Raw genomic sequence first — 23,623 nt, forward strand, 5'->3', positions numbered from 1 at the left:
ATGTTTATTATTTTATAATTGAGTAAGTGATAACTTTATCTTAAAGATCGTCTAAAAACGTTAGATCTTCTTCTTCAACTTTAATCTCAACTTCTTCTACTTCAGGAGGCAGGCTGTTGAGGTCAGACTCTTCAAATTCGTTGTCATCCATATCTACTTTAGGTAAATCACCTTCTTCTTTTCTGATGATGACAGGACGTACAACGACCATTTCATCTACTCGATTTCGATTAGCATAAATCTTCTGAACTTCTTCTTCCGTATAAATACCATCTTCAATAAGTTCGAGTGCTTCCGGTGGCAAATCTTCCAATTTAACATTGCCTTGAGCATATCCAGAATTATAATAACCCTCAACCTGAATACGACGAACTTTACTTCCTTCTACCTTTAAGAATTTATCAATCATCTTTTTAATTACTTCTTTTTTATCATCCGTTGCTCGTACAACAAGCGGTAAAACTAGAATGTTTGGCTCTTTTGATTGTGTTTCTTTATTATATTTTGTATAGTAAAGCTTTGATTTTATGTATGCGACATTTTCTTTTTCCCATTGTGTAGTATCAACTGAATCTTTATCAAGAAGAATTTGTTGATTAAATTTAAAGCCTAATTCATGCTCCTCTTCTGCCGGAAGAACTAGAAAAGTTTTAACTGTTAAATCCTTATTTAGATTGTCATTATACTTACTAAATCGTTGTTGTCCTCTCACATAGACAATCATATCCGATTTTAAATTTTCCTTTAAGAACTCGATGGCATCATACATTGTTAGGAAGTGCTTATAATCAAAAACTTTCTTCCCATTTTCATCTTCAATTCGATCAACTGCAACACGAATAAATGCTCTATCGTCAATATTCTTTAAAATTTCAGGGTTATGTCTATCAGCAAAACTAACTTCAAGATTATCATCAAAATTTCCATCTTTAATTTGAGCGAAAATCTTTTTACCTTTAACTGAATCATAACCATCCATAACATTTAAAAAGAAATTGCCACCTTTACCATCATCCATTCTTAGATTCATCCGATGGTAAATAAAGTTTTTATTATTACTCCCTTTTTGATTTAAAAAGAAAGAATCTTCTCCAACTGTAATTTTCCCTCTCAGTTCGAAATTACCATATGTCTGTCTTTTTAGATTATTTTCACTCAAAATAACATCTCCCTTTTAATTTACAATTATTTTATATTTGTTTGTATTAGCTGTAAGATTAAAGGGGTGGTGCTCGTTCACTTTTTGTAAATTCTATTATTATCACCTTCAATATATTATAATTAAATTCTATTTATATATTACTTTTCCATTATCTAAAATTTCAAACGTGAATAAATTCTTTTCCTGAAAATCTTTAAATGTATCAATAAGACCTTTTCCTATACCTACTCCATCAATAATTACTCGATCCGGTTTATAGCTTAGAATTTTCTCGGCTATATCTAGTGTTATACTTCTAAAGTTCCCATTGATAGTATAAGGTCTATTTCTAACTCCATTTTCTTCAACTAAACTGATTTTTGTAACATAGTTGGAATCGTTATTTTTTATGAAATCTACCATAAGAATTTTTACCCCAGTAACATTAGCTCTTCCTTGATCGCTATTTAAAGCCCTTATGAAGCAATGTTTCCCAACATCAGGTGGTGCTTGAGTTTTATACTGTGGACTGCTACATGATTTCTCCAAAGACTCAATCATCAAAGATAATTTTTCATATGCTACGCTCCACATATGATGAGACTTGAAATCCCCTTTACTCAAACTTAATTTTACATTTCTAGTGAGACTAATAATTAAATTTAACATCATTTTTTTAACTTCAAGAATATCTTGATGAATATCTTCAGGTAAAGGTCGGCTTGACAGGATTAAATTCAAGTATCTACTAGAGGTGTCAATTAACGTTTTAAATTCTTTTTCATTTTCCAAAGATAATTGACTCACTGCTTTCTCTAAACTCGACTGTAAATGGATTTTGGTTTCATCTAATAATTCTTTATTCATTATATTCCTCTCATTTTCACGATTGGTCGTGACCCTTTTATGTTACAAGATTAATATTTTTTACTTGACTCATTACTTAAACTTATTCATTAGAGCAGTAAAGTTATTTTTCACATTCACCGTTCTCACCCCCCTTTCATAAAATCACAATTTTATATAATTTAATTTATTTTATTTATAAAGCATGTAAATTATCAATCTATTAAGAACTATGAATATTTTTTGATTCTAATTTCACTATCCTAGTAACTGTAGACCTAGAATGACCCTCCTTCAAGATACATATTTATTATTTCTTTTCGCCTTACTTTCGGTAGTGATTACTTTTCCTTTTTATTCCTGTTTTATAATCTGATGATTTGGTTGACATCTCATATTTTTTGCACCATTTTCTAATTGTGTTACTTGATACTTCCAGTAATCGTCCAACTTCTTCAAACGTATTATGTATCAATAAATTATGTAGTTCTTCCTTTTCTATAATTGAGGACTTGCTAATATGTTTTAACTCCTGACGGAAGCACTCTTTAGAGCAGTATATTCTATTTTCCTTAGTTGAGTTAATAGGAGATCCACAATGCTTGCATAATTTAAATCTAAGTAGCTCACATCTAAAAGTGCCATCTCCGTTATAAATCAGCTCATAAGGTAATCCACAATGTAAAATTCTATGATCTGACCCTGAACTCAAAACAAGAAGGTTTTCAATATTATTATTATTTCTGTTTCCATCTATATGATGAACAACTTCAGTTTGCGATAAATCTCTTCCTATTATTTTTGATGCTATGTATCTATGCTCGTATATATAGCCTTTCCAGTTCTCACTTTTCATTGCCATTTTTGATTTAGGCATATAAATTAGTTTGTATCCATTTATAAACCTATCTTCCAATATTTAAATTCCCCCTTCAATCATTCAATCCTTTAGCTGAATTAACTACTGTTACAATTTCATGGAATAATCCTGATTCATTATACGCAAACTCTCCAGCTTCATACGCTTCTTTAGGTGTACTAAATGTCTCCATCAACATTATCTAATTTAATTCCATATTTCATCTTAATCATTCTCCTTTATTGTTTTCTCTAATCTCTTTCCACTCTTTATCTGTAATAATTTCTCCTGTGTACTTGTCAGCTAATTCTTCGTCGATAAGCACTTTCTTCTCATAATCAAATTCAACTTCTTTGCTGGCAAGGTCAATTAATTTGAATGCTTTATCGACAAGCCATTGTTTCATATATTCCTTATCATCTGCTTGCTCTTTTGTCACCAACCCCATAAGATCATTGCAACTAATATTAAAACTTACGCTACCTTGCACAAAAACTCTCTCAACTTTATTTCCACTCATAACTCCACCTCTATTTATGTATATTATTTAATTAAATTTATTTAATTTGTATTGTGATAATTTCTTATTACAATTACTATAATACAACACATTAAATTTAAAGTCAACTATATAATTTAATTTATTTTATTTAATTAATTAGCTCAATAAACGTTTCTTCATCAATTATTTTTACACCTAAATCTTTTGCTTTTTTATTCTTTCCGCTTGTTGAGTTAATATCATTATTAATTAAAAAATCTGTCTTTGCACTAATTGAACTGGACACTTTCCCACCCAGACTTTCAATCTTAGCTTGTAGCTCTTTTCTATTCTTAAAAATACTAACTGATCCTGTAACTACAAAAATCTTTCCACTAATTGAACTGTCTTCAATTGCTTCATTAGTTCGATGAAAAGATAAGCCAACTTCATTCAATTCATCATATAGCATTCTATTCTCTTTCTTTTTAAACCACCAAACAATGCTGTCAGCCACTACATTTCCAATATCACTTAGTTTCATTAAATCATCCTTTGTTGCCGTGGAAAAGTCTGAAACTCTATAATTAGCTGCTAATGTTTTAGCTGTAGATTTACCTACATTTGGAATACCTAAAGCATAAATAAAATTTTCAAATTTTGTTTGCTTGGAGTCGTCAATTGATTTTATTAATTTATTGTATGACTTCTGACCAAAGCCATCTAAGTTAATAATCTGATTAGCGTATTGCTCTAAATAATAAATATCTGGAATTGATTTAATAAATCCTTGATCAATAAATTTATTTATTGTTGCTTCTGAAAACCCTTGAATATTCATTGCATCACGAGAAACAAAATGCTCCAATCTCTTACCGATTAACGATGTACATTGTTCATTACTGCAATATAAAAAACGAGCCTCTTTTGCTGTTTTAATAACTGTAGAAGATCCACAAGCTGGACATTTATCAGGTAGCTCAATTGAATTACTACGTGTTAAATTGCTCATAATTTGTGGAATAACCATATTTGCACGTCTAACTGTAATTCTATCTCCTACACCTAGCTTCAATTCCTCAAATATATCTACATTATGAAGTGAAGCACGACTAACCGTTATTCCGTCAATGTCAACAGGTTCAAATAATCCAGTTAATGAAATCATTCCAGTTCTAGTTGTATTAGCTTCTACACCTAAAAACTTTGTTATATATACTGCATCGTCAAACTTAAAAGCAATTGAATGCCTTGGATATTTAGAAGTGTGACCTAGTGATTTAGCATATTCTATATCATTATAGGTACAAACTAAGCCATCAATTGGAATATCCTCTAATTCAGCAATTCCACGAAGTGCTTCAATTGCAAATTCAAGGTTGTCTTTATTAACTTTAATATAAGTAGCTACTTTAAACCCGTTCAGCGTTAAAAAGTGCAGCTCTTCCTCTCTAGTTTTAAATTTAGAAGTAGAATCCAACAATCCAAAAGCTAAAAATTTAACATTTCTATCTTTGCATATTTTACTATCTAGTTGTCTGACTGATCCACTTGCTAAATTACGTGCAGATTTATACTTTTCTTCTTCTTCAAGCTTAGTGTTAATCTTCTCGAAATCTTTATATGTAATAATGGACTCTCCTACAACCGATAAATCCTCTGTAACGGATATAGGGATATAATGTAATGTCTTAACATTATGAGTGATATTTTCTCCAATATATCCTGAACCACGAGTTGCACCTAATTTAACCTTATTATTTTCATAAACAATACGAGTTGTTAACCCATCACATTTTAAACTAAGTATACATTCCCGATTACCGACAAATGACTTTAATTCCTCGATTACTTTAGTTTTATCTAATGACAATAAAGGTTCAGGGTGCTCAACTTTATCTAATTTAGACTTAACTTCATATCCTACATTCTGAGTAGGGGTATTAGAATAGATTATTCCTGTTTCTCTTTCTAATTGTAGCAATTCATCATACAGTTGATCATATTCCGAATCATTTAGTGAAGAATCATTTTTATTATAATAAGCATCATTGGCTTCATTAAGTATTTTAATTAATTCCCTTATTTTCTCCAATAATTACAGCCTCCTTCGAATGAACTTACAACGAACCACACTATTAAATATAGTTGTATTATTGTTACCATCCAATGCCCTCTTTATTTGACTCGACAAAATATGTTTTATAGCCTTCCCCGCTAATCTCAAGACAATTTAATTGAAATCCATAAGCACAAGCTCCGTCAACTCCAATTTTCTTGTCTCCAAAATAGATATCTTCTGTATCATGTAGATGTAAGCACGGTGTATGACCGTGCACTACTGTTTTATTTTGCTTGTGGTCTCCATCTAGGAACTCATCACGAATCCAAATAAACTCTTCTCTACTTGTTTGCTTCCAGTCTTGCAGCATGGGATTGATCCCTGCATGAACATAGATATGCTTATCATCTTCATGATAGTAAGGTAAGCTTGATAAAAACTCCGTGTGTTCATTAAATTCTGTCCAAAACATATTAGCCCATTTCACGTATGTATCAAGATACCAAACATCTTCTTCTGCAGTAGGGATGTATGACTTAATTGTCTCAAAACCCCCATTACGAAAATACCATTCAGTTAACTTTGCAGGTTTTCTAATCCAATCTTGAACCATTTGATCATGATTACCCCTAAGAGCAATAGCTCCGTATACTTCAACTAACTCCTTAACGAATTCAACGACCTTTTTGCTATCCTTCCCTCTATCAATATAATCACCCAATAAAATCAGTTGATCATTGACTGAATTATATTTTACTTTTCCTAATAACTTTTTGAATTCATTATAGCAACCATGAATATCGCTAATCACTAATGTACGCTTAATATGTATCATCTCCTCAAATAGCTATTTTAATTTTCCTTTATTGAACTTGCCCTCAATCTTTCTTATTGAATAGCCAATTATAAACATGAGAATAGTGACTATAAAAACAGGATAATAAATTATCCACAATATCTTATTCTTCAGTGTCATATCTTTAAAGCCATTAAATTTTAAAAAGTTTTTTATAATATCTTCGTCTCCAAAGAACATGTTTCACCTTCTCCCTACTTCTACTTAAAAGCTGTGTTTTATTTTATTTAATTAAATTTACTATCTTATAGAATTTTAATTACCTTAAAAGTAATGCAATCTGGCAACCCAATCATTGCTCCGCTTTCTAATCCTCGTTGAAGCTGCTTGAAGCAATCGCTTGCACTCTCCATAGTTAGATTTTCAGGATATTGCATAATAAGTGTATCACCATCATAAATTTTAATTTCTGTCTCTTCAATAATATCTCCGTTGACATCAATTAATTGCACTCTGCATTGTTTCATACTATCACTCCTAAATTAATTTTTTGGATAAAAGGTAATTTTTAATTAATTTTAGAAACTCATATAAAAACTCTCGATCATATTTATTACATCTTGAGGAATTCCCTCATTAAATGTAATTGTAAAATTACCTTGATCTGTAAAAACATACACTTCAGATAGCTCCTTATTAAAGTCAATCAAAGTGAGGTTTTTATCTTCCAGTACGCTTAAACCATCTACAATCATGTCCATAATGTTTCTCATTTCATATCCTCCTATTTTATTCAATCTTCAACTTTCTCATATGTAGCCGCAAAAATATCAGTCTTGCATGGATAAAATTCCCCTGAAATACCTTTGATGATATAGTCACCATCCCTTACTGTCATTTCGCCCTCTAATGTATGAATATAATAACGTCCATCTTCTGCGGTTTTATTACTCCACATTTCAGATAACATTGCCCTATCTTGGATGCCAGGAATATCATTGCTGAATGTCTTCTCATTAAACTTCCATGCTTCAATTACTACTGGTTTCTTACGATATTTACCCAAATCTAAAGCTCCTTATGTTTTATTTTTCTATGGACACTATGTATGTTTTTTTGTAATTCTCGATGCCTTCCCATCTGAAATTCTGAATTTCCTCTGTTATTTTAATGCCTTTCACTGTTCTCAACTTTTCGATTACTAATTCTTGCATTTCAATATCCCAACGGAACTTATTTAATGCGATCCTTTCTCTACCTTTTTTAAGATATTGGGTATTATAGCATCCAATTTTATAATATCCACTTAGATGATCATCGTTAAACCAATCACATATTAAAATATAAATTGAATCCTTTGGAAACCTTATTAATTCTCTTTGAATCCCTTTTGCTAGATATGCAACAGCTTCATCTTTAGTGATCGAATTTTTAATTCGCTGATACTTTTTGTTGTCTCGCTCGGTTAAGTAATTTGCCAATGGCTTCATTAATTCATACCATTTGTTGCGAGCGTTGCGTTTTTTCTGCTGCAACCATAGTTTTAATTTAAACATTTAATTCCTCCTTTAAATAATACGAATATTTCATCTAGATTTAACGTTCTTCATAACCTTCACATTCTTTTATTTCATACTCATCATAAAAGCGGTCTTGAATATCTTTATCATCACTATAGCAATACTCTGCACAACCATAATCATCATTCCCCAAATGCTCATTGCACTCATGCCAAAAATGCTTGCACGTTGCACATATACTATCTTGGACTTTCATTAATACCCCTCACTTTCCATAAAACAAACATATTAAAGAACTTCTTTTACTTTTTGCAGTAGATTGATTAACTCATTGACTTGCGCTTCATCAAAATACATATATTCTTCTGTATTTCCGTTTCGGCTTTCTAATATGTATTGATTAAGTTGTCTTTCCCAACTATCCGAACTTGTGATCGTTCCACTTCGCTTAATTGAAAAGTTATCACTGCCGATAATACTCAACATGTCTCATTCTCCTTTCATTTAAAAAAGCATTTCAATTAAACTATTCTGACCTCAGTGAGTCTAATAATCTTGGTATTTCTTCAGGTAATATAGGCTTGAAATCTTCGTCGTATTTAATAAATAGTTCGTCAACTTGTTCATCATCTAATTCACTATTGCTCTCATATATACCCACTAGCACACAAATATGTTTCATGATAACGTATGATTTTAATCTTGATTCTAGATCTGCTTCACGATTACCCCATATCCTATTCCATCTATCATATATTTCTTTAACTTGTTTATTTTCAATCATTCTCCTGCCTCCAATAAAACATTTCATACCATTACTTGGAAGTTCACATAATGATAATTACTACTTCTGTCACTTACTAAAACCTTTAATTCATTATTCAGTGAATCTAAGACATCGTTATTATTTACATATAAGCTACCAGAAAAAGTTCCTTGATCATCTTTTATTACTTCATAGATATTATCATCTAGTTTTTCTAAAACTAGATACGCCTGTTCCTTTGCTTTTTTCTCATAATAACTATCTAATTTTGGCATATACTAACTCTCCTCAAAATATAATCCAATTTCTTATTAACACTTACCATCCCACTCATTAAATAACTCAATATTACTTTCTAATTTTTCGTTCCGTTCTCTTTTCTCTTTGAGACTACTTTCATATTTTTCTACGGCATGTTTTGCCATGCCCTTAAAATCATAGCCCCATTCAGGATAAATATAATAGCCACTCTTAAACACATTAATAAATTTAATTTTATTCTTACCAAATAAGGTATTAACTTGCTTTTCTTTAAATATTTCTACTAAATAATCCCAACCATCATTATAAACATCTACTTTGTATGTGTTCCCATTTTTACTTGTGACAGGATGCTTAGAAAGTTGCACTTATTTCACCTCATAATTTATTTCATTTCTTCAAAGAGCAAAAAATTGCATTTTATATATCATAATAACCCAAACTATTTTTTAGCTTAAATAAGATTAATTCATATTCATCAATCTTTTTACTTATTCTAGTATTCATTTCTTCCGCTACTCTCGAAGAGAATCTAACTGTTGGCTCTTTAATTTTTTCTCTTTTCATATCAATTTCCTCATATAAAATTTTTATTAAAACTTCCTTTTCGGTATCAGTTAATTTCTCTAAATTCATTCTTACACTCCCTTAACATTCCTCAATTAACTTCAAAATCCTAATGATTATCATCTCGTTATCTTCTAATATTAAAGTGAGGTGAATTATATGTTTGTATCTCCCATGCTTCTACATTCAATTAAGGAGCCACTATTAGAAGATAATGACTATATTACTGAGCTAAAACTAGATGGAATACGTCTAATTATGAGCAAGTTTAATAATAAAACTAAGCTATATACACGCCATAATAACGAAGTAACTTCACTATTTCCTGAGCTGCTGCAGTTTGATATTCCTGATGGAACTGTACTCGATGGTGAATTAATCGCATTAGATGATTCCGGTAAGCCAGATTTTGAATTAATGATGAGTAGATTCAAGTCCAAAAAGTTAATTAGTCAAGTAAACATACAGTTTGCAGTATTTGATATTATCTATTACGACAATGAAAAGATTGCTCATTTACCTTTGCTTGATCGCAAGCAATATGTACAAAAAGCTATTTCTACTGATCAACAAATAATAATTGAGACTCAATATATACAAGGAAATTCAGCGGCTTATTTTGAAGCTGTTAAGCAACAAGATCTCGAAGGTATTGTAGTCAAAAGTATTAATTCAAAGTATCAAATTAATAAAAGAAGTCATGACTGGCTGAAGTTAATTAATTATAAATATCAAAACGTTTATGTAGCTGGATTGCGTAAAGGTGAGTTCGGAGTGGCATTATCTGATAATGAAGGTAAATATCTTGGTGTGATGGAATTTATGCCACCTCAAGCTCGAAAGTATCTATATAAAACTTTTGGTGATCATGTTACAAATGAGACTGACAAATTTATTTATTTAGAGCCTTATTTGAAATGCAAAGTTAAATATCGCAATTTAACTAAAAACAACTTATTGAGGATTTCTTCATTTGTAGAGTGGGTTAGCTAACCCACTCTTTTTTCATTCAAATATTAGTTCTAATTTAATTTATAAACCTGCTATCTAACAAATTCAACAAACTCGCTTCCTCTTTCGGAAAATTCCTTAATCATAGCGCACACCAACCCAAATGACATTCCCGAATGACCCTGATTATCAATCGCTACCTTTGCTTCTTCAAAAGTTCCATTGTTGTTGAGGATTTCTACTATCTCTAAACAAGCACCTAATTCCATACCTTGATATAAGTCACTCAATCTAATTGGAACAATCTCATCCCAAAAGTCTAGCTTGTCCTCAGCGATAATTCCTCTAGCTTTTTCCATCCAAACTTTTGATTGCTCTGGAATGTTTTCTCTATGTTCTTTTTTACGTCTATCATAATCTTCTTGCCATTCTTGTTGTTGCTTGTCAAATTCTGCTTTCGTCTTACCAGTGATTCCTTTGTAGGCACTATCCATAGTCACTGTGTCAGAATATAACATGACACCGTTAAAATCACCGCAAACTAACTCTCCTTTTTCTCTGTATCCCATTAATTCATTAACAGCATCTTCAATAGTATTCCCTGCAAAAAACCCAATTTCTTTGTAATTCTTATCCATTTCTTACTCCTCCGCTTCTAATTAAAAGATTAGTTTTAAAATAAATGTTTAAAGCTTACCCAGTGCGATATTCTACTATTATTAACAGGTTCAATTAACATTTTTTTGTTGCCTAAATCAATATCTATAATAGTTACTTCAATACCTTTGTAATCGAATTCTTTTCCGTTTAATTCCCACATGATATCTGATAATTGACTTTCTAGGTTGCTAATTTGCTCATTCAATTCATTTGCCATTTTTAATAATTTCATTTATTTACTCCTTTATATTAAGTTAAAATCGCTCTTTTAAACAACCTTCCCATATCTCTGCTCAACAACTTCATCAATCCACTTTCTAACAGTAGACCAAGTTGAACCAATTTCATTACTCATTGACAAAATACTACCACCATTCAAATATCTGTCTGTTAGTAGTTCTTTAAATGCCTGATTGACAGCTCTTCCTGATTTATTGTTGTTCTTAATGCTTTCAATGAGCTTTAATGTTTCCGCTCTATCGTAGCCTCTCATTTCACAAATTTTATGTAGTTGTTCTCCGTTGCGATAATCGCTGATGAAAGTATTGATATTCATACAAAACACCTCTAATTTAATCAACTTTATGTTATATCACTTCCAACGTGTCCCACTTCAACCAAATATATATTCAATTTTAATTGGAATTTTCACAGTATCTTTTGAACCTGTAAAATGTTTTACTGGTACCCCAAATTCAGTTTCTAATGTCATATTTCCAATCCTATATCTAATATCTTTTAGCTTCTTAATATCATCATTTGACAATTTATTTCTTTCTACTATCTTCTTGTTTATCAATGTCAAAAGTACGTCCTCAATCAATGAATCAGTAAAGTAAAAAGTTCCATCATGCTTTAGAGAGCGACTAAATTCTAACGCATTATTTTTTGTCAGGTTAGAATCATATACGATATAATCTGCCTTGCCAAAGATTCCATTTTTTTCTAAAATAAAATTAATTCTATCCATTGGATTGAAGGTCGTTGATCTCATTTCGACTCACTCCTTTAAAATTTCTACTTTAAACAATCTACCATTTAACAGTGTTCTTAGTCTTCTTCATGTTTAAAGAATCATAGGTCTTTTTGGCATATAATACTGCTCTCATCCAACATAAAGGATTATTCATAATCATTCCTTTATGTTGAAATTGAATTATTGAAGCACCAAATTTAGAGCCATCTCTCATATCCCACAATGCAAAATTCGCTATTGTTTTACCATGATACCCCTGAATTTCCCATCTACACTTATCAAATTCTTTTTTAAACTTTTTAAACGTTGCATAACCATACTCTTCTGGTTGCTCCTTTACCATTGAAATATGTACTGACCAACTTATTATTGATACGATCAGAGCTACTGAAAATACCACACTTATAAAAAACATAGTTTACACCTCGTTTTTATTTAGCTTAATTCATTTGTTCACATATAATTCTAAATACTCCTTTTAGTCAATCAATATTAAAGATATTTATTTTTATATTCTTCTTCTAGCTCCATCATCTTTACTTTGAGCGACGAATCTCGCTTCAATTCTTCCCACAATTTCCTATAATCCACAATCTTGTACGGTTTTAAAGTAACTTCTTTATTTTCTGAATCAACAAATATTTCGACTGGATCTCCTTCTTGAAATCCTAAGATTCTTCTTATTTCCTTTGGGATTGCAACTCTTCCCAAATCATCAATTCTTCTTACGACACCTACCTGTCTCAAACGAATTCAACCCTCTCTGAAAATGTTGTTTTAAATAGAATTTCGGCTATTCTTTTTCGATTTTCATGTCAATTTTTCCGGTTCCGTTCATATCAACCTTTATATTAAAAAATTCTTCGTCTTCTGTTGGTGTTGGTAATACAGCATTTAGTACATTAGTCAAATTAATCATCATTCGTACATTGTCATAATCATCTTGTGTCAGTAAATTACCTCCACATTTAGGACAAGGTTTATTAAGCCATTCTGAATATTCTTCTACCTTGACCGAATCATCATTATAATCACAATCTTTTGTGTCGCATTTAATACCAGTGATATTTAATCTAATTGCTTGATCCACTTAATCCCCCCCTGTATCAAAGAAGAATTAGATAGATAATCAATATTTATCTCTTCTTATTTGATTATTTTTATATTATTGTGTCTTATTCTGCTTATTTATTAAAATAATGAACCTCTACACCATGTTTACAAACGACTTCGTAATCTCCTTTAGTATCTTCATCAATTAAAACTGGTAAAGCTGAGGATAAGCCACTAAAAAATTGACTAAGTTCCTCTGGACTTAATGTTGTTTTGTTTGGAAATTTGATACTTTCACTTTTACCGCACATTTCGTTGATCTTTGCTGATGTGAACTTAAGTAATACAGCTTCACCAACTTTTCCATGATTATTCATAATTATCACTCTTTCTAAATTGTTATTTTATTTATTTTTATTAAGTCCGAGCCATTTTATATTGTTGCTTCTTTTCACTCTTGTGTTGTTCTCACTATTTACTATTTTTTAATGCACTTCCATTTTTAATTCTATTTTCATTCTATGTCCTCCCACTGACATTCATACCCATGTGAATAAAAATCACCTAGCCCCGAACTATCAATAACTACTCTCTTCGCATAAGCCGGATGTCTAATGTAAATTTGCGTTCCATGATCTTCTTCTACGGAATCTTCATGGATGCCAACACATTCAACAAAATAACTTAGCGATTGAATATTATCCATATCAAACCCTTCAGTGTAATCGATTATGTGATAGCTCATGCTACCACTATTCCTTTCTACATCATTAAATAACTCGTCTGGATCGCTTGGAATAGCATATTCTTGACGTGACATGATTGACTTCCCTTCTGTAATTACTTTTCTTTAAACAAGCCATCAATAAATCCATTTAGTAATTCCTCATCAAACTCACTTCCTGCAGCTCGTGAATGTCCACCACCACCAAACTTGGCAGTTACTTCTTTTCCTAGATCGATATCCTCATTAATTCCTCGATAACTAATTTTTCTTTGCTGTGGATTGATAATTACAATGAAGTCATATTGAGGGTTTTTCTTAGCAAGCTCATTGCCAAGTTGTGAGGTGTATTGTTCTGCAAATACAACACCAGCATTATATCCAAGGACATTAGTTTGCATTACATTCTCGCTTGCCATTTCAATATATTTATTAATTTTATTTTGTTCCATTTTTAAAACCTGTTCTTCATTTTTCGTGAAATCAACCGAAATGTTGTTTGAAAAACGATTAAAAAATAAATCTCTACCTAAGATAAAAAATAAATCATTGAGTTGTTTAGCATGAATGTCATTATATTTTGTAGACCACTCCCAAGAATCATAACGCCTTACTTTTTCTACATAATTTGACAGTTCAAAATCATAACAATCATACTTTTCACAAAGATAATCAAATAACATCGAAGTTCCACTTGATTTTACATTAGTATAGCTATCTTCAGAGATAATTTGTGTTTCCATATCGTCAACTGTTGCCCACTTGTACTCATTTAACCATTCTGCCGTAGCGTGATGATCCAATAAGACAGTTTTATCTGCTATGTATTGGTTAATTTCTTTAGCTACATGTTCGTTAACTGAAATGTCGGTGATTAAAATTAAATCATATAGAAGATATGCTTTCTCAGCAATAAACTCACTCACTTTATTATCGATATCATCATAGTTACAATATGTGATATCCAAGTCATTAAATTGGTAAGAAGCTACGATTCCACAAGATACTCCATCTAAATCGGTATGGGTAAATAATTTAACTTTCATAATCTATTCCTCCTTTTACTATTTAACTTATAATCATAGTACCATAACATTCAATGAATGTATATAATTATTTTTATTTTATTTATTTAAAAGTCACCTTTTATTAAATGGTCTTTACTATCACAATAAATTTCTTCAGCCCAATGCTCGATGGAATACTCTGTAACTTGATTTGGATACTTCTTTATTAAAGTTATCAAACTTGAATCGTAAACCATTTTCTCAGCCTGTCGTTTAGGCACACCGAACATTTCTTGAATATCTAATACAACACAATCTATAAACTTGCTTACGCTTTCTTGTTGCTTCATAACATCAATTTTTCAATTTCATATTTAAACATTGACTTCACAATATCAATTTCCATTTCGCAAAACCAATCTCTAGGAGCCACATAATCTTCATTATCCAAAATTAATTCCTCAATCCATCCATCTACGTTATTCGTTAAATATTTACCCTCATAATACAATACCAAATTATCTATGTATTTTATAATTAACTTTTCATCTTCGGTTGGTGGTTCCAGCCCTACAAATTCATACATTTTATTTTGTACTTTATGTTCAATCGCCTTATAATCCGGAAGAAGCGCTTTTAGAGGACGTGGAATATCAACAATATATGCTTCGCTAAAATCATGCGATAGTGCGTACAATTCAATTTTCTTACTACACCCTAGCTCTCTCGCTACTAGTGCACAAATCATTGAATGCTGCGCCACTGAAAAATGAATAGGCAGGTGATTACCAAACCTACATGCTTTTGCTAATGAATGCACAATATCTTCTAAACAAATTTCTTCTAAACTGGGATTTAGGGGATGAAACTTCTTACCGCTGTATGTCTCCATCCAAGTCATATTATCATCTCGTTTCTATATTAGTGTTTCTTCGTTTCTCTTTTTTGTATACTGAATAAGAGCAATTATCAAGCAACCCAATATCAGCGTTATAAAACTTTCTATAATGGTGATTAAATTTAACTGTCACAATAGCATATTTTATGTATTCTATTATATTATTTTTAATTTGTTTATACTTACTTAATTTCATACGGTCTTACTCCCTTTGCTACATCACTGTAAATTTGATCTACGTGAATGGGAGTATAATTAATATTTTCTACGCTAACACAGTAATGTAGATCCTTATCTAAGCCTTGTACTTGCTCATGAACATGTCCATGAGCGTTTGCAATAATATCAGTATTATTGTATAAGCTTCTCAGGGGTGTAATCTGCTGAGGATAATGACTCAATAGCAGTTCTTCAAATACATAATAATTGTATGGCTCAAATCCTAATTTACGATACTTTGTATTACTACTTTTATCATGATTACCTTTTATTAGAGTCTTGCGCCCGTTCAATCTATCACTTATGTATTTCATTTTCTGTGCACCACAGAAGAAAACGTCGCCTAGGTGAAAGATTAAGTCATTAGGCTTGACCACTTTATTCCAATTTTCAATAAGAATCTCATTCATTTCGTCAGCATCCTTAAATGGACGTGAAGAGAATTCAATTATTCGTGAATGATCCCAATGTGTATCGCTAATTAACCAAATGTCCTGAAAACCAATCATATAACACCTCACAATTTATTTATAACACCTCATATTTATGAATAGTATCTAATAATACTTGTTACTACGTCTTCCCTTAATCATAATAAATTTCAAACGCGTTCGTATCTGATAATATCTCAAAATTGCTTTTTGCCACGGATTTAACTCAAGACCACTATATTTTTCAATAAAATAAAATATGTTATTTTTACATTTAATTAATTCCTCTTCATTCATGTGATTTTCCTTTCTGTATTTTTCTATGCTCATCCTTCAAAATGATGCTTTTATTTCACTACACTCAAAATTAACTGCTTAACTTTATCAAATTCACTATCCTTTATTAAAATTTTGTCATCTGGATTAGTAGCAAAAAACCCAATTGTCACGTAAACGTACTCTCTCACACACTCATCGAAATCCTCCTCGAATTCAATGACTTCTTTCCACTCTGTCCACTCTAGAACAACGTTTGCAGTGAATTTAAATTGTTTTAAATCACTTGTTTTCACGTTAGGAAGCTTTTGATTGCAACAGTGACAGTAGGCTTTAAGTGTTTTATATTCCAGTATTACGAAGTTACTCTCTTTTTTCACAATATTCACACCTTAATATAATTTTTATTTTCACCCTTTACTTATTTTTCTTTGAAATTTTAACTACATAATCCTTTTGTGAGAATACTTCAATGATATTATTGCGTCGTTTAAGCATGTCTTCCATAGTTTCATAAAACCTAAGTTGTGTTTTCTTTCCAGTTAAACTTAACATGAAATAACCTTCCAGTTGCGAATGGCAAACCATATAAAAATTATGCTCCCTATGACCACCTGAGCCAAATTGAATGATATCCCCAACTTTTATATTATTTAATTTACTGTTATCTACTGTAACATTCATTTGCAAATTCTCCTTTTATTTTAATTTATTTTTACTCATATCAAATACACATCGAATAAATTCATCTTCTGATATTTCTCCCTCTATTACCTTTCGGATCAATCCTTCTTCGGCTTGGTTGAGCTTTTTACCTTCAATTTCTAAAGATGCTATGGCATTGCGAAATGAGTATGCTTGCTTATCCTCTTTATGCTTTTTGAATACAATCAACCCCTATATCATTCTTCTTATTAATTTATTTAACTTCACTCTCTTTTTAAAATAAGCGATTTCTTCTTCGGTAGAGCTATAATTAATTTATTTCTTTTATTTAGATTTCTTCAAACTTAACTTCATTCACCTGCTCCACTGGTGTCATCTCTGTGATAGTAGTACTTCTAACAAATAATTCAATTGTCTCATAAAATTCCGATTCTACATTATATGTAACCAAATTTAAAATTGCATATCCTCGATCCCTATCATAAATAACTGTATGTAACTCTTCATGTGAATTAATCAGAAAACAACCTTCTCTAAAAAGATCTTTATTCGTTGAGTCATTTCTCAAGATTGAATATTTCATTTGTAACAACTCCTTAAAACTCTTCTTTTATTCAATGAATACTTCTGGAAATAGCTCTTTAACTGACACCTTCGTTGATGCGCCATCATCATCCGTTATATAAATACCAGTCTCCCCTTTTGGAACATTAGTTTTTACTTTTATTCCATAGGACTCTGCAGATTTCAACATATCTTCCTTGATAATTTTAAAATCATTCATATGAATTATTCCCTTCTCAAATACTCCTTTTAAATTGAGTCTAAATCAAAGTCTGCATATTCACCAATCAACTTCCCATTTAAATAAAGTTCTGTTGTAAATAACATCTGTTTAAGTTGAATATCATTTTCTCCTTTTATGACTACTAACTCGAAGTTAGAAGGTTTGTCACTAATTGAAACTCCATTTACTCTCAACGTTTGAATAAACCATTTATCTTTTGAATTTAATTCTGCTGTCATTTAATCACCACTCCATTCTCCATATACACCAATTTCTTCTCCCGCTGATCCTTTTGCCACGCTGATTGATTTGTGTATTCTGGCTTAATTGGCTGCGCTTTTTCATATTGTGAATGTCCGACTTCTAAGTGATTAAAACTTAATTTATTTTCTTTTGTTTTACGATACCACAGTGTTACTGGCTCCATTGGTCATCACTCTCCTTATTCAAATTGATTAAAGCGTTTGATAAAGAATGGATGTTTTTCCTTCATCATTTTTTCTTTTTCAAATTTTATAATCAAAGGTTTCCATTCTTTAAAATAAGCAAATAAAAACACAGCAATACCAATGACTAAGAATATTGGTGATACTACATATTTCATAAATGTTAAATCTAATAATGGTTCGTCATATAATCTAACTGTCAAGATTAAAAATGAAATTATTGACATTAGAAATCCCGCTCCGACTATTTTCAATAATGCTTTTTTTAGAACGATCATATCTCGAATAAATTTACTCATTTCCAACCCCCGCTCAATTAAAAAATATATTTTAATCAACTTTATTTTCAATTTACAAGAATACGCAATTCTTCCAGACTCATCTGATTCACTTTCTTATGCGCTTGCTCAAGCATCTCTTTCATTTCTTTCTTATAAGAAACATTCTTTTCATATTCTTCTTTAGATAACCACAAACGATATGAACATCCGTCTGGAATTCCATATTGAACTTGGTGTGTCTTTTGATCAACTTTATAACGCACTTTAGACTTTTCATAATACCAAATATATGCGCTCGTTTTATTCGCTTCTAATACGATCATTTCTTCAAGTTTCTGCTCGTGATCAATATCTCCCCAAAATTTACTCACTGTTTCGAGCCATACTTTTTGTCCAACCTGTAGAGGTACTTTTTTAGACATTTTGTATTATCCTTTCTCAATTATTTGAATGTTGCTTTTTAATTCTCTTACCATAAAACTTCACAAAGTCCTCAACGCTCATTTTTTGCGTTACGAGTTTACCACCCATATATAACTCTTCAAAGTCAATATAAATTTCCCCATTCTGAATATATGGTAAGGTTTGAGCGACTATTTCATCTTGACAATCTACCTCCTCCAAGATCAAATCATATAAAGTAGATAACATTACTTTTATAGTCTCATCATATTTTTCTAGCAGATCATTTATATCTTTTGTGACTTCTTGAATATTCAATAATATCCCTCCAAAGTTTCACAGATTATTTTATTTGTGGAATAACCTTGTCTAAAACTTTCTGTAGCACCTTATCAAGATAATCCAGCAAATCCTCTAATTTATATGCGGCTATTGTTAGCAGAAATAAAGGCAGCCATATGGGACTCGTTAGTATCAAAACAAACAATCTCACTTTAAGCATAAGTCTATGTGATTTTTCCGTATAAAATCTACTTACACCTTTTAGATCGTGCCTACTCCTCATTCCTTCAATTCACCTCATTTCAATTTTAATTTTTTTAATAAATAATCACCAAAACTTCCACCATTTTTTATTGTGAGTTTTAACTTGAGATATTTCATTATGCTTTTCATGACGCATCATAGAAATAAATTCATCAATAGCATCTTCTTTCGCATTTAAATTTATTTCTTTAATTATTTTGTCTGTATGATATGTAATTGTATTATCTAGTCCGTACATAACATCTTCAATAACCACCTCATCATTATTAATGTTAACTTTGTTTCCCTTTCTAAATTTAATGGTCATATCCTCTTCATGAAAAACTAACCTTCCTTTTAACCTGTAGTATTCCATAGGAAACTTCATTGTAGATCCCACTGGTCTAGAAATGTTAAGATATTCTTCACGAAGTCCAAAATCATCAGTTGTAAACGTCGCTCTATTTCCCATCATCCATTTATTCTCAATTACTTTACCTGTAAAATATGATTTTATTTTAAATACACCTCAATTCAGATTCTAATAAAACAGGCATTTTACACAATAACTAAAAGTTTTTTCAGATTTTAAAATCATCAACAATACCTATTCTCGAACTCCCTGACATCATTGAAAATTCTTTTCCATGATGGTGACGTTGGCTCAAAACATTTCTCTAGTCGTCTAACATTACTTTCTTGCCTTCTTAGCTCATCTTTCGCTGGTATTAAATCGCCAAACGAGGCATTTAAAATAGCTGTGATACAATTTGCTTCATGTTCATTTAATTCTTGCTTGTTATTAAATTTTTCTATTGCACGATGTGCCAAATTATAATCAACATTCACTTTCATATTAGATCCTCCTCAATGAACATTTAGTCAGAATATTGATCAATCTTCGTGATATTCGTATGCTCGTTGTACTTCATCGAACTCTTCTTTTGGCAATACATCTTTAGCAACCTGACACCAATAACCTAAATCCTGTGCTGCTTCAATTAATTCATTAATTGCTTGCTCTTGTGAGATTCTTTTCTCATCAATAAACAACTCGCCCTCTGTGTTTTTTGTTAGCATATGTGCTCCTTTTTTATGTAAACATACTTTTACTTCTTCCATTTTCAATTCCTCCTAATTTAATATAATTTAATTAATTTTATTTACTGGTTAATAACTTTCTTTGAATTCAGATTACCACAATGCGTCTTTTGTTTCAATAGTTATTTTTATTTTATTTATTAAATTCACTTTAAATCACTATGTCGTATTTTAGATAGTACTATGATACAGCTTAAGAAATAACTCTTCATTAATTTTAATGACCTCTTCATTTTCACTGCCACATTTCGTTTGAATAATATCAATTACATTTAAGCCATGTATTCTAAACATAATACTTTCATCAATGTTATAAACCTTTTCGTGAGTTGGGGTGAAAGGATTTTCCCAATGCAATCTCTCTTCCCAATTTGGATTTTTATATGCGAATAAGCACTCATACATCTCATGCAATTGATCATCAGTTAAGACTACTGAATTAGATTCCTGGGTTTTATAGAAAGTCTGAGTTATTTTTAGTGTTTCGTTCTCACTGCTCATTATCAATCTCTGATTCTTATTATCCTTTATCGTTAACAACCTTTCCACCCCAATTCAGCTCACTCATATTATTGACATTGATTTTTATTATATCATAGTCCACTTGGTTGTAGATAATGGCGACAACAACCATTTTCTTTATGTATTAGATTGTATTTATTCATTGTTTCAACTTTCTTCTCTGCCTCTTCAAGTGTTAGCCCCGTTTCCACTGTCCACCAATAATCCGCAAATGGACATGTAAAAACAATTTCATATAAGTCATTATTCATTTAGAATCTCCTTAAAGGAAAAATTATTCGCTTTCATAATTTAAAGTAATCCCTATGCCATCTGTTTTAGCTTTATCAATGAACTTGAAAGTCCCATCTTTAAAATAAATGTTAACTCCATTTTTATAATTCTCTACTTTATTAATGCTATCAGGCGTTATTGTTATAATATCAACTTCATCTTCACTGAGAACCCTATGGGTTCCGTCTTTATTATAAATTCTCACCATATTTTTCACCTTCGCCCTTCATATAATGGAAAATTTATCTATTTTAGTTGCTTAAAATGTTTCGCTACCAATCGAAAAGATTTATATAATTCAATTTCTTCTGGAGTTGCTTCTCTTATTTCTTCTACTCCGTTAAACCGATAATCACTTTCTACAATATATCCATTTCTGATCCATCTATCTTTATCTCCTAAAATATTCGCCAGCTCTGCTTCGATAATACTGCCGATATTCCATGAGTTAATTTTTGCTTTCGACCACAGCGAGACACTTGTTTCAAATTCCGCCATTCATCTTACCCCTTTCACAATTTAATATTATAATTAAACTTTACTTGTTTTCATTTAAAAGAAAGATTTCAATTAATCTTCATCCTCAGTTAACTTTTTATATGTATCATTCAGTAGCTCATATAACCCACCATCTTGTTGCATACTACTACTAACTTCTTCCCTATCAATGATCCTTAATTTAATTAAAATTGTTAGTGACGCTGCTAAACAGTCCTTTAACTCATCTTTCTCCATTAGTTTACTTCCCCTTTCTATTTTATTTAATATAATTTCCACCAAAAATCAAATATCTTGTTAGTCATATTACCTTTAAGAGAGATGTCTCCCTTATATCTTCTTATCTTTCTGTGCGATTGTTTTTTAAAGTGTCTACTTCGCTTTCCACGATAGGATCTTTGTTTCCACCCTTCTCTGTTATTAACATTCATCCATGAAATTTCACTTAACTTTTTAAGTCTCTCTTTTTCTTTTTTCTTATAATCCCGTTTATGCAATCTCTTTTTCTTTTTACGTTTGGACTTTGAATTATCAATATGTAAAAACTCCATCTTTTCCATCAGTGCCTGTATGTACATTTTATAATAGGCATCTTCACTACCCATAGACATCTCATTCACAATTAAGCCTGTCCCAAAATCAAAATCCTCTCCTTCCAATTCTGCGTAGGCTAGAAGATCATTCAGTTGGTCGATGTAATCTTGTTTAGTTATTAATTCTTTATTGTTGTAAGTCACCAATACCACCCCGAAAATTAATAATGATTATTTTATTTTTTTAATTGTTATTTTCAACTTCCCTTCTTCAATTTCAATTTTTTCATAAGTGTTATTATAATCATCTTCTTCGCTCCAAGGTGGATAGATTAATTTAATTCTACTCTCCACTTCATTCAATAAATCAATACAAACAATGTCGCTATGATTTAAAATTCTTCCTAAAATATTTGGTCTGTCTTCAACTTTATTGCTCATGGGATTACTAACAAACATACCTAATGGCTCATCATAATCAAAAGGATTATACACAAGATCGGATTCTTCTTGGTATAGCACTTCCAACTCAACACCTTCGGCAAGATAGGCATTCTCTTCATAAAAATCATTAGTGAATGGTTTTAAATCTCCATATTCAAATTTTAAAATACGTTCAACAGGAATTATGATTGACTCACAATTTTCAAAGATTAATTCAATATATTTAACTTCCACTAACTAATCTCTCCTTTTTATTAATTATATAATTTTAATTCTTTAATCCAATCAGGTAGCATATTCGAAGTCATAATTCCATAGTTAACACATGTTAGCGTGTCCGGCTTTAATTGAGTTAACCCATTATCTCTAATTACACAATAATTACCTGTTTGCTCAAGCTCCTCTAGTCTCCATTGTGGACATTTGAGAATTATTTTCTTCTGGGCAATCATGTAATCCTCAAGCGGTTCAATCTTCTTCCCTTCTTGTAATGGTTTGATAGCGTTATAGTAAAGATGACTCATTACTGCATGACCGACTTGCCCTGCTAGCTTACCCTTACCAATCTTGATGTTTTCATTAACTAAAATATACATTCTATAATCGTTCATTCTTTACTTCCTCTCTTCAACTTTTTAAAAGTCTTTTCAT

The 23,623-nt window shown here is 31.0% G+C and carries 50 protein-coding genes and 1 pseudogene; 1 reads left to right on the forward strand and 50 read right to left on the reverse strand.

Annotated features, from left to right (window positions below):
• Nucleotides 1-40: 40 nt before the first annotated feature.
• From ABMB67_RS07575 to ABMB67_RS07650, 16 genes are all read right to left on the reverse strand, one after another.
• Nucleotides 41-1,159 (reverse strand): hypothetical protein, encoded by a 1,119-nt coding sequence (locus tag ABMB67_RS07575; RefSeq protein WP_354571587.1) that lies wholly within the window; start codon nt 1,157-1,159, stop codon nt 41-43.
• Nucleotides 1,160-1,288: 129 nt separating this feature from the next.
• Nucleotides 1,289-2,008 carry a hypothetical protein gene (locus tag ABMB67_RS07580; protein ID WP_354571588.1) on the reverse strand — a complete coding sequence of 240 codons (720 nt, stop codon included), beginning with the start codon at nt 2,006-2,008 and terminating at the stop codon, nt 1,289-1,291.
• Nucleotides 2,009-2,312: 304 nt separating this feature from the next.
• Nucleotides 2,313-2,903 carry an HNH endonuclease gene (locus ABMB67_RS07585; RefSeq protein ID WP_354571589.1) on the reverse strand — a complete coding sequence of 197 codons (591 nt, stop codon included), beginning with the start codon at nt 2,901-2,903 and terminating at the stop codon, nt 2,313-2,315.
• Nucleotides 2,904-3,075: 172 nt separating this feature from the next.
• Entirely contained in the window at nt 3,076-3,366 is a 291-nt protein-coding gene (locus ABMB67_RS07590; protein ID WP_354571590.1) for a hypothetical protein, read from the reverse strand.
• Between the two features lie 130 nt (nt 3,367-3,496).
• Nucleotides 3,497-5,422: an NAD-dependent DNA ligase LigA gene (ligA, locus tag ABMB67_RS07595; protein WP_354571591.1), complete on the reverse strand. Its 1,926-nt coding sequence runs from the start codon at nt 5,420-5,422 to the stop codon at nt 3,497-3,499.
• A gap of 64 nt (nt 5,423-5,486) precedes the next feature.
• Nucleotides 5,487-6,200 (reverse strand): metallophosphoesterase family protein, encoded by a 714-nt coding sequence (locus tag ABMB67_RS07600; RefSeq protein WP_354571592.1) that lies wholly within the window; start codon nt 6,198-6,200, stop codon nt 5,487-5,489.
• Between the two features lie 290 nt (nt 6,201-6,490).
• A complete protein-coding gene (locus ABMB67_RS07605) occupies nt 6,491-6,712 on the reverse strand; it encodes a hypothetical protein (RefSeq protein WP_354571593.1) in 222 nt (73 codons plus the stop codon).
• Between the two features lie 51 nt (nt 6,713-6,763).
• Nucleotides 6,764-6,958, reverse strand: coding sequence for a hypothetical protein (locus tag ABMB67_RS07610; protein WP_354571594.1), 195 nt, complete (start codon nt 6,956-6,958; stop codon nt 6,764-6,766).
• A gap of 20 nt (nt 6,959-6,978) precedes the next feature.
• Nucleotides 6,979-7,251 (reverse strand): hypothetical protein, encoded by a 273-nt coding sequence (locus ABMB67_RS07615; RefSeq protein WP_354571595.1) that lies wholly within the window; start codon nt 7,249-7,251, stop codon nt 6,979-6,981.
• Between the two features lie 19 nt (nt 7,252-7,270).
• Nucleotides 7,271-7,741, reverse strand: a complete 471-nt coding sequence (locus tag ABMB67_RS07620) for a hypothetical protein (RefSeq protein ID WP_354571596.1) — start codon at nt 7,739-7,741, stop codon at nt 7,271-7,273.
• Nucleotides 7,742-7,781: 40 nt separating this feature from the next.
• Nucleotides 7,782-7,961 carry a hypothetical protein gene (locus ABMB67_RS07625; RefSeq protein ID WP_354571598.1) on the reverse strand — a complete coding sequence of 60 codons (180 nt, stop codon included), beginning with the start codon at nt 7,959-7,961 and terminating at the stop codon, nt 7,782-7,784.
• Nucleotides 7,962-7,993: 32 nt separating this feature from the next.
• Entirely contained in the window at nt 7,994-8,191 is a 198-nt protein-coding gene (locus ABMB67_RS07630) for a hypothetical protein (protein WP_354571599.1), read from the reverse strand.
• Between the two features lie 40 nt (nt 8,192-8,231).
• Nucleotides 8,232-8,489 carry a hypothetical protein gene (locus tag ABMB67_RS07635; protein ID WP_354571600.1) on the reverse strand — a complete coding sequence of 86 codons (258 nt, stop codon included), beginning with the start codon at nt 8,487-8,489 and terminating at the stop codon, nt 8,232-8,234.
• A gap of 23 nt (nt 8,490-8,512) precedes the next feature.
• Complete coding sequence (locus ABMB67_RS07640; protein WP_354571601.1) at nt 8,513-8,746, reverse strand: hypothetical protein; 234 nt, start codon at nt 8,744-8,746, stop codon at nt 8,513-8,515.
• A 36-nt stretch (nt 8,747-8,782) separates the two neighbouring features.
• A complete protein-coding gene (locus ABMB67_RS07645) occupies nt 8,783-9,100 on the reverse strand; it encodes a hypothetical protein (RefSeq protein ID WP_354571602.1) in 318 nt (105 codons plus the stop codon).
• Between the two features lie 52 nt (nt 9,101-9,152).
• Nucleotides 9,153-9,368, reverse strand: a complete 216-nt coding sequence (locus tag ABMB67_RS07650) for a hypothetical protein (RefSeq protein WP_354571603.1) — start codon at nt 9,366-9,368, stop codon at nt 9,153-9,155.
• Between the two features lie 90 nt (nt 9,369-9,458).
• On the opposite strand from ABMB67_RS07650, the gene ABMB67_RS07655 reads away from it, so the two are divergent.
• Nucleotides 9,459-10,292: an ATP-dependent DNA ligase gene (locus tag ABMB67_RS07655; RefSeq protein ID WP_354571604.1), complete on the forward strand. Its 834-nt coding sequence runs from the start codon at nt 9,459-9,461 to the stop codon at nt 10,290-10,292.
• Between the two features lie 50 nt (nt 10,293-10,342).
• Here ABMB67_RS07655 and ABMB67_RS07660 read toward each other — a convergent pair whose 3' ends face one another.
• The 34 genes and pseudogenes from ABMB67_RS07660 to ABMB67_RS07825 form a co-directional block, all read right to left on the reverse strand.
• The gene (locus ABMB67_RS07660; RefSeq protein ID WP_354571605.1) at nt 10,343-10,888 is read right to left on the reverse strand and encodes a hypothetical protein; all 546 of its coding nucleotides are present in this window, start codon (nt 10,886-10,888) and stop codon (nt 10,343-10,345) included.
• 35 nt (nt 10,889-10,923) lie between these two features.
• On the reverse strand, nt 10,924-11,142 hold the full coding sequence (locus tag ABMB67_RS07665) for a hypothetical protein (RefSeq protein WP_354571606.1): 219 nt from the start codon (nt 11,140-11,142) through the stop codon (nt 10,924-10,926).
• A 36-nt stretch (nt 11,143-11,178) separates the two neighbouring features.
• The gene (locus ABMB67_RS07670) at nt 11,179-11,466 is read right to left on the reverse strand and encodes a hypothetical protein (RefSeq protein WP_354571607.1); all 288 of its coding nucleotides are present in this window, start codon (nt 11,464-11,466) and stop codon (nt 11,179-11,181) included.
• A 57-nt stretch (nt 11,467-11,523) separates the two neighbouring features.
• Complete coding sequence (locus tag ABMB67_RS07675; protein WP_354571608.1) at nt 11,524-11,904, reverse strand: hypothetical protein; 381 nt, start codon at nt 11,902-11,904, stop codon at nt 11,524-11,526.
• Nucleotides 11,905-11,941: 37 nt separating this feature from the next.
• Complete coding sequence (locus ABMB67_RS07680; RefSeq protein ID WP_354571609.1) at nt 11,942-12,301, reverse strand: hypothetical protein; 360 nt, start codon at nt 12,299-12,301, stop codon at nt 11,942-11,944.
• A gap of 211 nt (nt 12,302-12,512) precedes the next feature.
• A pseudogene (locus ABMB67_RS07685) lies at nt 12,513-12,633 on the reverse strand (AbrB/MazE/SpoVT family DNA-binding domain-containing protein); the annotation flags it as partial.
• Nucleotides 12,634-12,679: 46 nt separating this feature from the next.
• Nucleotides 12,680-12,976, reverse strand: a complete 297-nt coding sequence (locus tag ABMB67_RS07690) for a hypothetical protein (RefSeq protein ID WP_354571610.1) — start codon at nt 12,974-12,976, stop codon at nt 12,680-12,682.
• A 94-nt stretch (nt 12,977-13,070) separates the two neighbouring features.
• On the reverse strand, nt 13,071-13,316 hold the full coding sequence (locus tag ABMB67_RS07695; RefSeq protein ID WP_354571611.1) for a hypothetical protein: 246 nt from the start codon (nt 13,314-13,316) through the stop codon (nt 13,071-13,073).
• A 137-nt stretch (nt 13,317-13,453) separates the two neighbouring features.
• Entirely contained in the window at nt 13,454-13,759 is a 306-nt protein-coding gene (locus ABMB67_RS07700) for a hypothetical protein (protein WP_354571612.1), read from the reverse strand.
• A gap of 20 nt (nt 13,760-13,779) precedes the next feature.
• Complete coding sequence (locus ABMB67_RS07705; protein ID WP_354571613.1) at nt 13,780-14,709, reverse strand: DHH family phosphoesterase; 930 nt, start codon at nt 14,707-14,709, stop codon at nt 13,780-13,782.
• Between the two features lie 86 nt (nt 14,710-14,795).
• On the reverse strand, nt 14,796-15,020 hold the full coding sequence (locus ABMB67_RS07710; RefSeq protein ID WP_354571614.1) for a hypothetical protein: 225 nt from the start codon (nt 15,018-15,020) through the stop codon (nt 14,796-14,798).
• On the reverse strand, nt 15,017-15,571 hold the full coding sequence (locus ABMB67_RS07715; RefSeq protein ID WP_354571615.1) for a hypothetical protein: 555 nt from the start codon (nt 15,569-15,571) through the stop codon (nt 15,017-15,019). The genes ABMB67_RS07710 and ABMB67_RS07715 overlap by 4 nt, the downstream gene beginning before the upstream one ends.
• Before the next feature lie 179 nt (nt 15,572-15,750).
• A complete protein-coding gene (locus ABMB67_RS07720; RefSeq protein ID WP_354571616.1) occupies nt 15,751-16,296 on the reverse strand; it encodes a metallophosphoesterase in 546 nt (181 codons plus the stop codon).
• A gap of 269 nt (nt 16,297-16,565) precedes the next feature.
• Nucleotides 16,566-16,874, reverse strand: a complete 309-nt coding sequence (locus ABMB67_RS07725; RefSeq protein WP_354571617.1) for a hypothetical protein — start codon at nt 16,872-16,874, stop codon at nt 16,566-16,568.
• 37 nt (nt 16,875-16,911) lie between these two features.
• Nucleotides 16,912-17,178 carry a hypothetical protein gene (locus ABMB67_RS07730; RefSeq protein ID WP_354571619.1) on the reverse strand — a complete coding sequence of 89 codons (267 nt, stop codon included), beginning with the start codon at nt 17,176-17,178 and terminating at the stop codon, nt 16,912-16,914.
• Nucleotides 17,179-17,193: 15 nt separating this feature from the next.
• Nucleotides 17,194-17,388, reverse strand: a complete 195-nt coding sequence (locus tag ABMB67_RS07735; RefSeq protein ID WP_354571620.1) for an antitoxin VbhA family protein — start codon at nt 17,386-17,388, stop codon at nt 17,194-17,196.
• Between the two features lie 100 nt (nt 17,389-17,488).
• Nucleotides 17,489-17,743: a hypothetical protein gene (locus ABMB67_RS07740; RefSeq protein WP_354571621.1), complete on the reverse strand. Its 255-nt coding sequence runs from the start codon at nt 17,741-17,743 to the stop codon at nt 17,489-17,491.
• A 27-nt stretch (nt 17,744-17,770) separates the two neighbouring features.
• Nucleotides 17,771-17,944, reverse strand: coding sequence for a hypothetical protein (locus ABMB67_RS07745; RefSeq protein ID WP_354571623.1), 174 nt, complete (start codon nt 17,942-17,944; stop codon nt 17,771-17,773).
• Between the two features lie 29 nt (nt 17,945-17,973).
• Nucleotides 17,974-18,186, reverse strand: a complete 213-nt coding sequence (locus ABMB67_RS07750) for a hypothetical protein (RefSeq protein WP_354571625.1) — start codon at nt 18,184-18,186, stop codon at nt 17,974-17,976.
• Complete coding sequence (locus ABMB67_RS07755) at nt 18,183-18,374, reverse strand: hypothetical protein (protein WP_354571627.1); 192 nt, start codon at nt 18,372-18,374, stop codon at nt 18,183-18,185. Before ABMB67_RS07755 ends, ABMB67_RS07750 begins: the two co-directional genes overlap by 4 nt.
• A 15-nt stretch (nt 18,375-18,389) precedes the next feature.
• Nucleotides 18,390-18,692, reverse strand: a complete 303-nt coding sequence (locus ABMB67_RS07760) for a hypothetical protein (RefSeq protein ID WP_354571628.1) — start codon at nt 18,690-18,692, stop codon at nt 18,390-18,392.
• A 47-nt stretch (nt 18,693-18,739) separates the two neighbouring features.
• Nucleotides 18,740-19,096 (reverse strand): hypothetical protein, encoded by a 357-nt coding sequence (locus ABMB67_RS07765; protein ID WP_354571629.1) that lies wholly within the window; start codon nt 19,094-19,096, stop codon nt 18,740-18,742.
• A 16-nt stretch (nt 19,097-19,112) separates the two neighbouring features.
• The gene (locus ABMB67_RS07770; protein ID WP_354571631.1) at nt 19,113-19,394 is read right to left on the reverse strand and encodes a hypothetical protein; all 282 of its coding nucleotides are present in this window, start codon (nt 19,392-19,394) and stop codon (nt 19,113-19,115) included.
• Between the two features lie 292 nt (nt 19,395-19,686).
• Nucleotides 19,687-20,076 (reverse strand): hypothetical protein, encoded by a 390-nt coding sequence (locus ABMB67_RS07775; protein ID WP_354571632.1) that lies wholly within the window; start codon nt 20,074-20,076, stop codon nt 19,687-19,689.
• Between the two features lie 122 nt (nt 20,077-20,198).
• Nucleotides 20,199-20,456 (reverse strand): hypothetical protein, encoded by a 258-nt coding sequence (locus ABMB67_RS07780; RefSeq protein ID WP_354571633.1) that lies wholly within the window; start codon nt 20,454-20,456, stop codon nt 20,199-20,201.
• Nucleotides 20,457-20,495: 39 nt separating this feature from the next.
• A complete protein-coding gene (locus ABMB67_RS07785) occupies nt 20,496-20,723 on the reverse strand; it encodes a hypothetical protein (protein ID WP_354571634.1) in 228 nt (75 codons plus the stop codon).
• A 150-nt stretch (nt 20,724-20,873) separates the two neighbouring features.
• Entirely contained in the window at nt 20,874-21,242 is a 369-nt protein-coding gene (locus tag ABMB67_RS07790; protein WP_354571635.1) for a hypothetical protein, read from the reverse strand.
• A gap of 53 nt (nt 21,243-21,295) precedes the next feature.
• Nucleotides 21,296-21,475, reverse strand: coding sequence for a hypothetical protein (locus ABMB67_RS07795; RefSeq protein WP_354571636.1), 180 nt, complete (start codon nt 21,473-21,475; stop codon nt 21,296-21,298).
• Between the two features lie 23 nt (nt 21,476-21,498).
• Nucleotides 21,499-21,702 carry a hypothetical protein gene (locus ABMB67_RS07800; protein ID WP_354571637.1) on the reverse strand — a complete coding sequence of 68 codons (204 nt, stop codon included), beginning with the start codon at nt 21,700-21,702 and terminating at the stop codon, nt 21,499-21,501.
• 41 nt (nt 21,703-21,743) lie between these two features.
• Nucleotides 21,744-21,995, reverse strand: a complete 252-nt coding sequence (locus ABMB67_RS07805; protein ID WP_354571638.1) for a hypothetical protein — start codon at nt 21,993-21,995, stop codon at nt 21,744-21,746.
• Nucleotides 21,996-22,067: 72 nt separating this feature from the next.
• A complete protein-coding gene (locus ABMB67_RS07810; protein WP_354571639.1) occupies nt 22,068-22,232 on the reverse strand; it encodes a hypothetical protein in 165 nt (54 codons plus the stop codon).
• A gap of 26 nt (nt 22,233-22,258) precedes the next feature.
• Nucleotides 22,259-22,732, reverse strand: coding sequence for a hypothetical protein (locus ABMB67_RS07815; protein WP_354571640.1), 474 nt, complete (start codon nt 22,730-22,732; stop codon nt 22,259-22,261).
• Between the two features lie 27 nt (nt 22,733-22,759).
• Nucleotides 22,760-23,206, reverse strand: coding sequence for a hypothetical protein (locus tag ABMB67_RS07820; protein WP_354571641.1), 447 nt, complete (start codon nt 23,204-23,206; stop codon nt 22,760-22,762).
• Nucleotides 23,207-23,226: 20 nt separating this feature from the next.
• The gene (locus tag ABMB67_RS07825) at nt 23,227-23,583 is read right to left on the reverse strand and encodes an aminoacyl-tRNA hydrolase (protein WP_354571642.1); all 357 of its coding nucleotides are present in this window, start codon (nt 23,581-23,583) and stop codon (nt 23,227-23,229) included.
• Nucleotides 23,584-23,623: the final 40 nt, after the last annotated feature.

The organism is Halalkalibacter oceani (assembly GCF_040544555.1).
Lineage (GTDB): Bacteria > Bacillota > Bacilli > Bacillales > Bacillaceae_D > Halalkalibacter > Halalkalibacter oceani.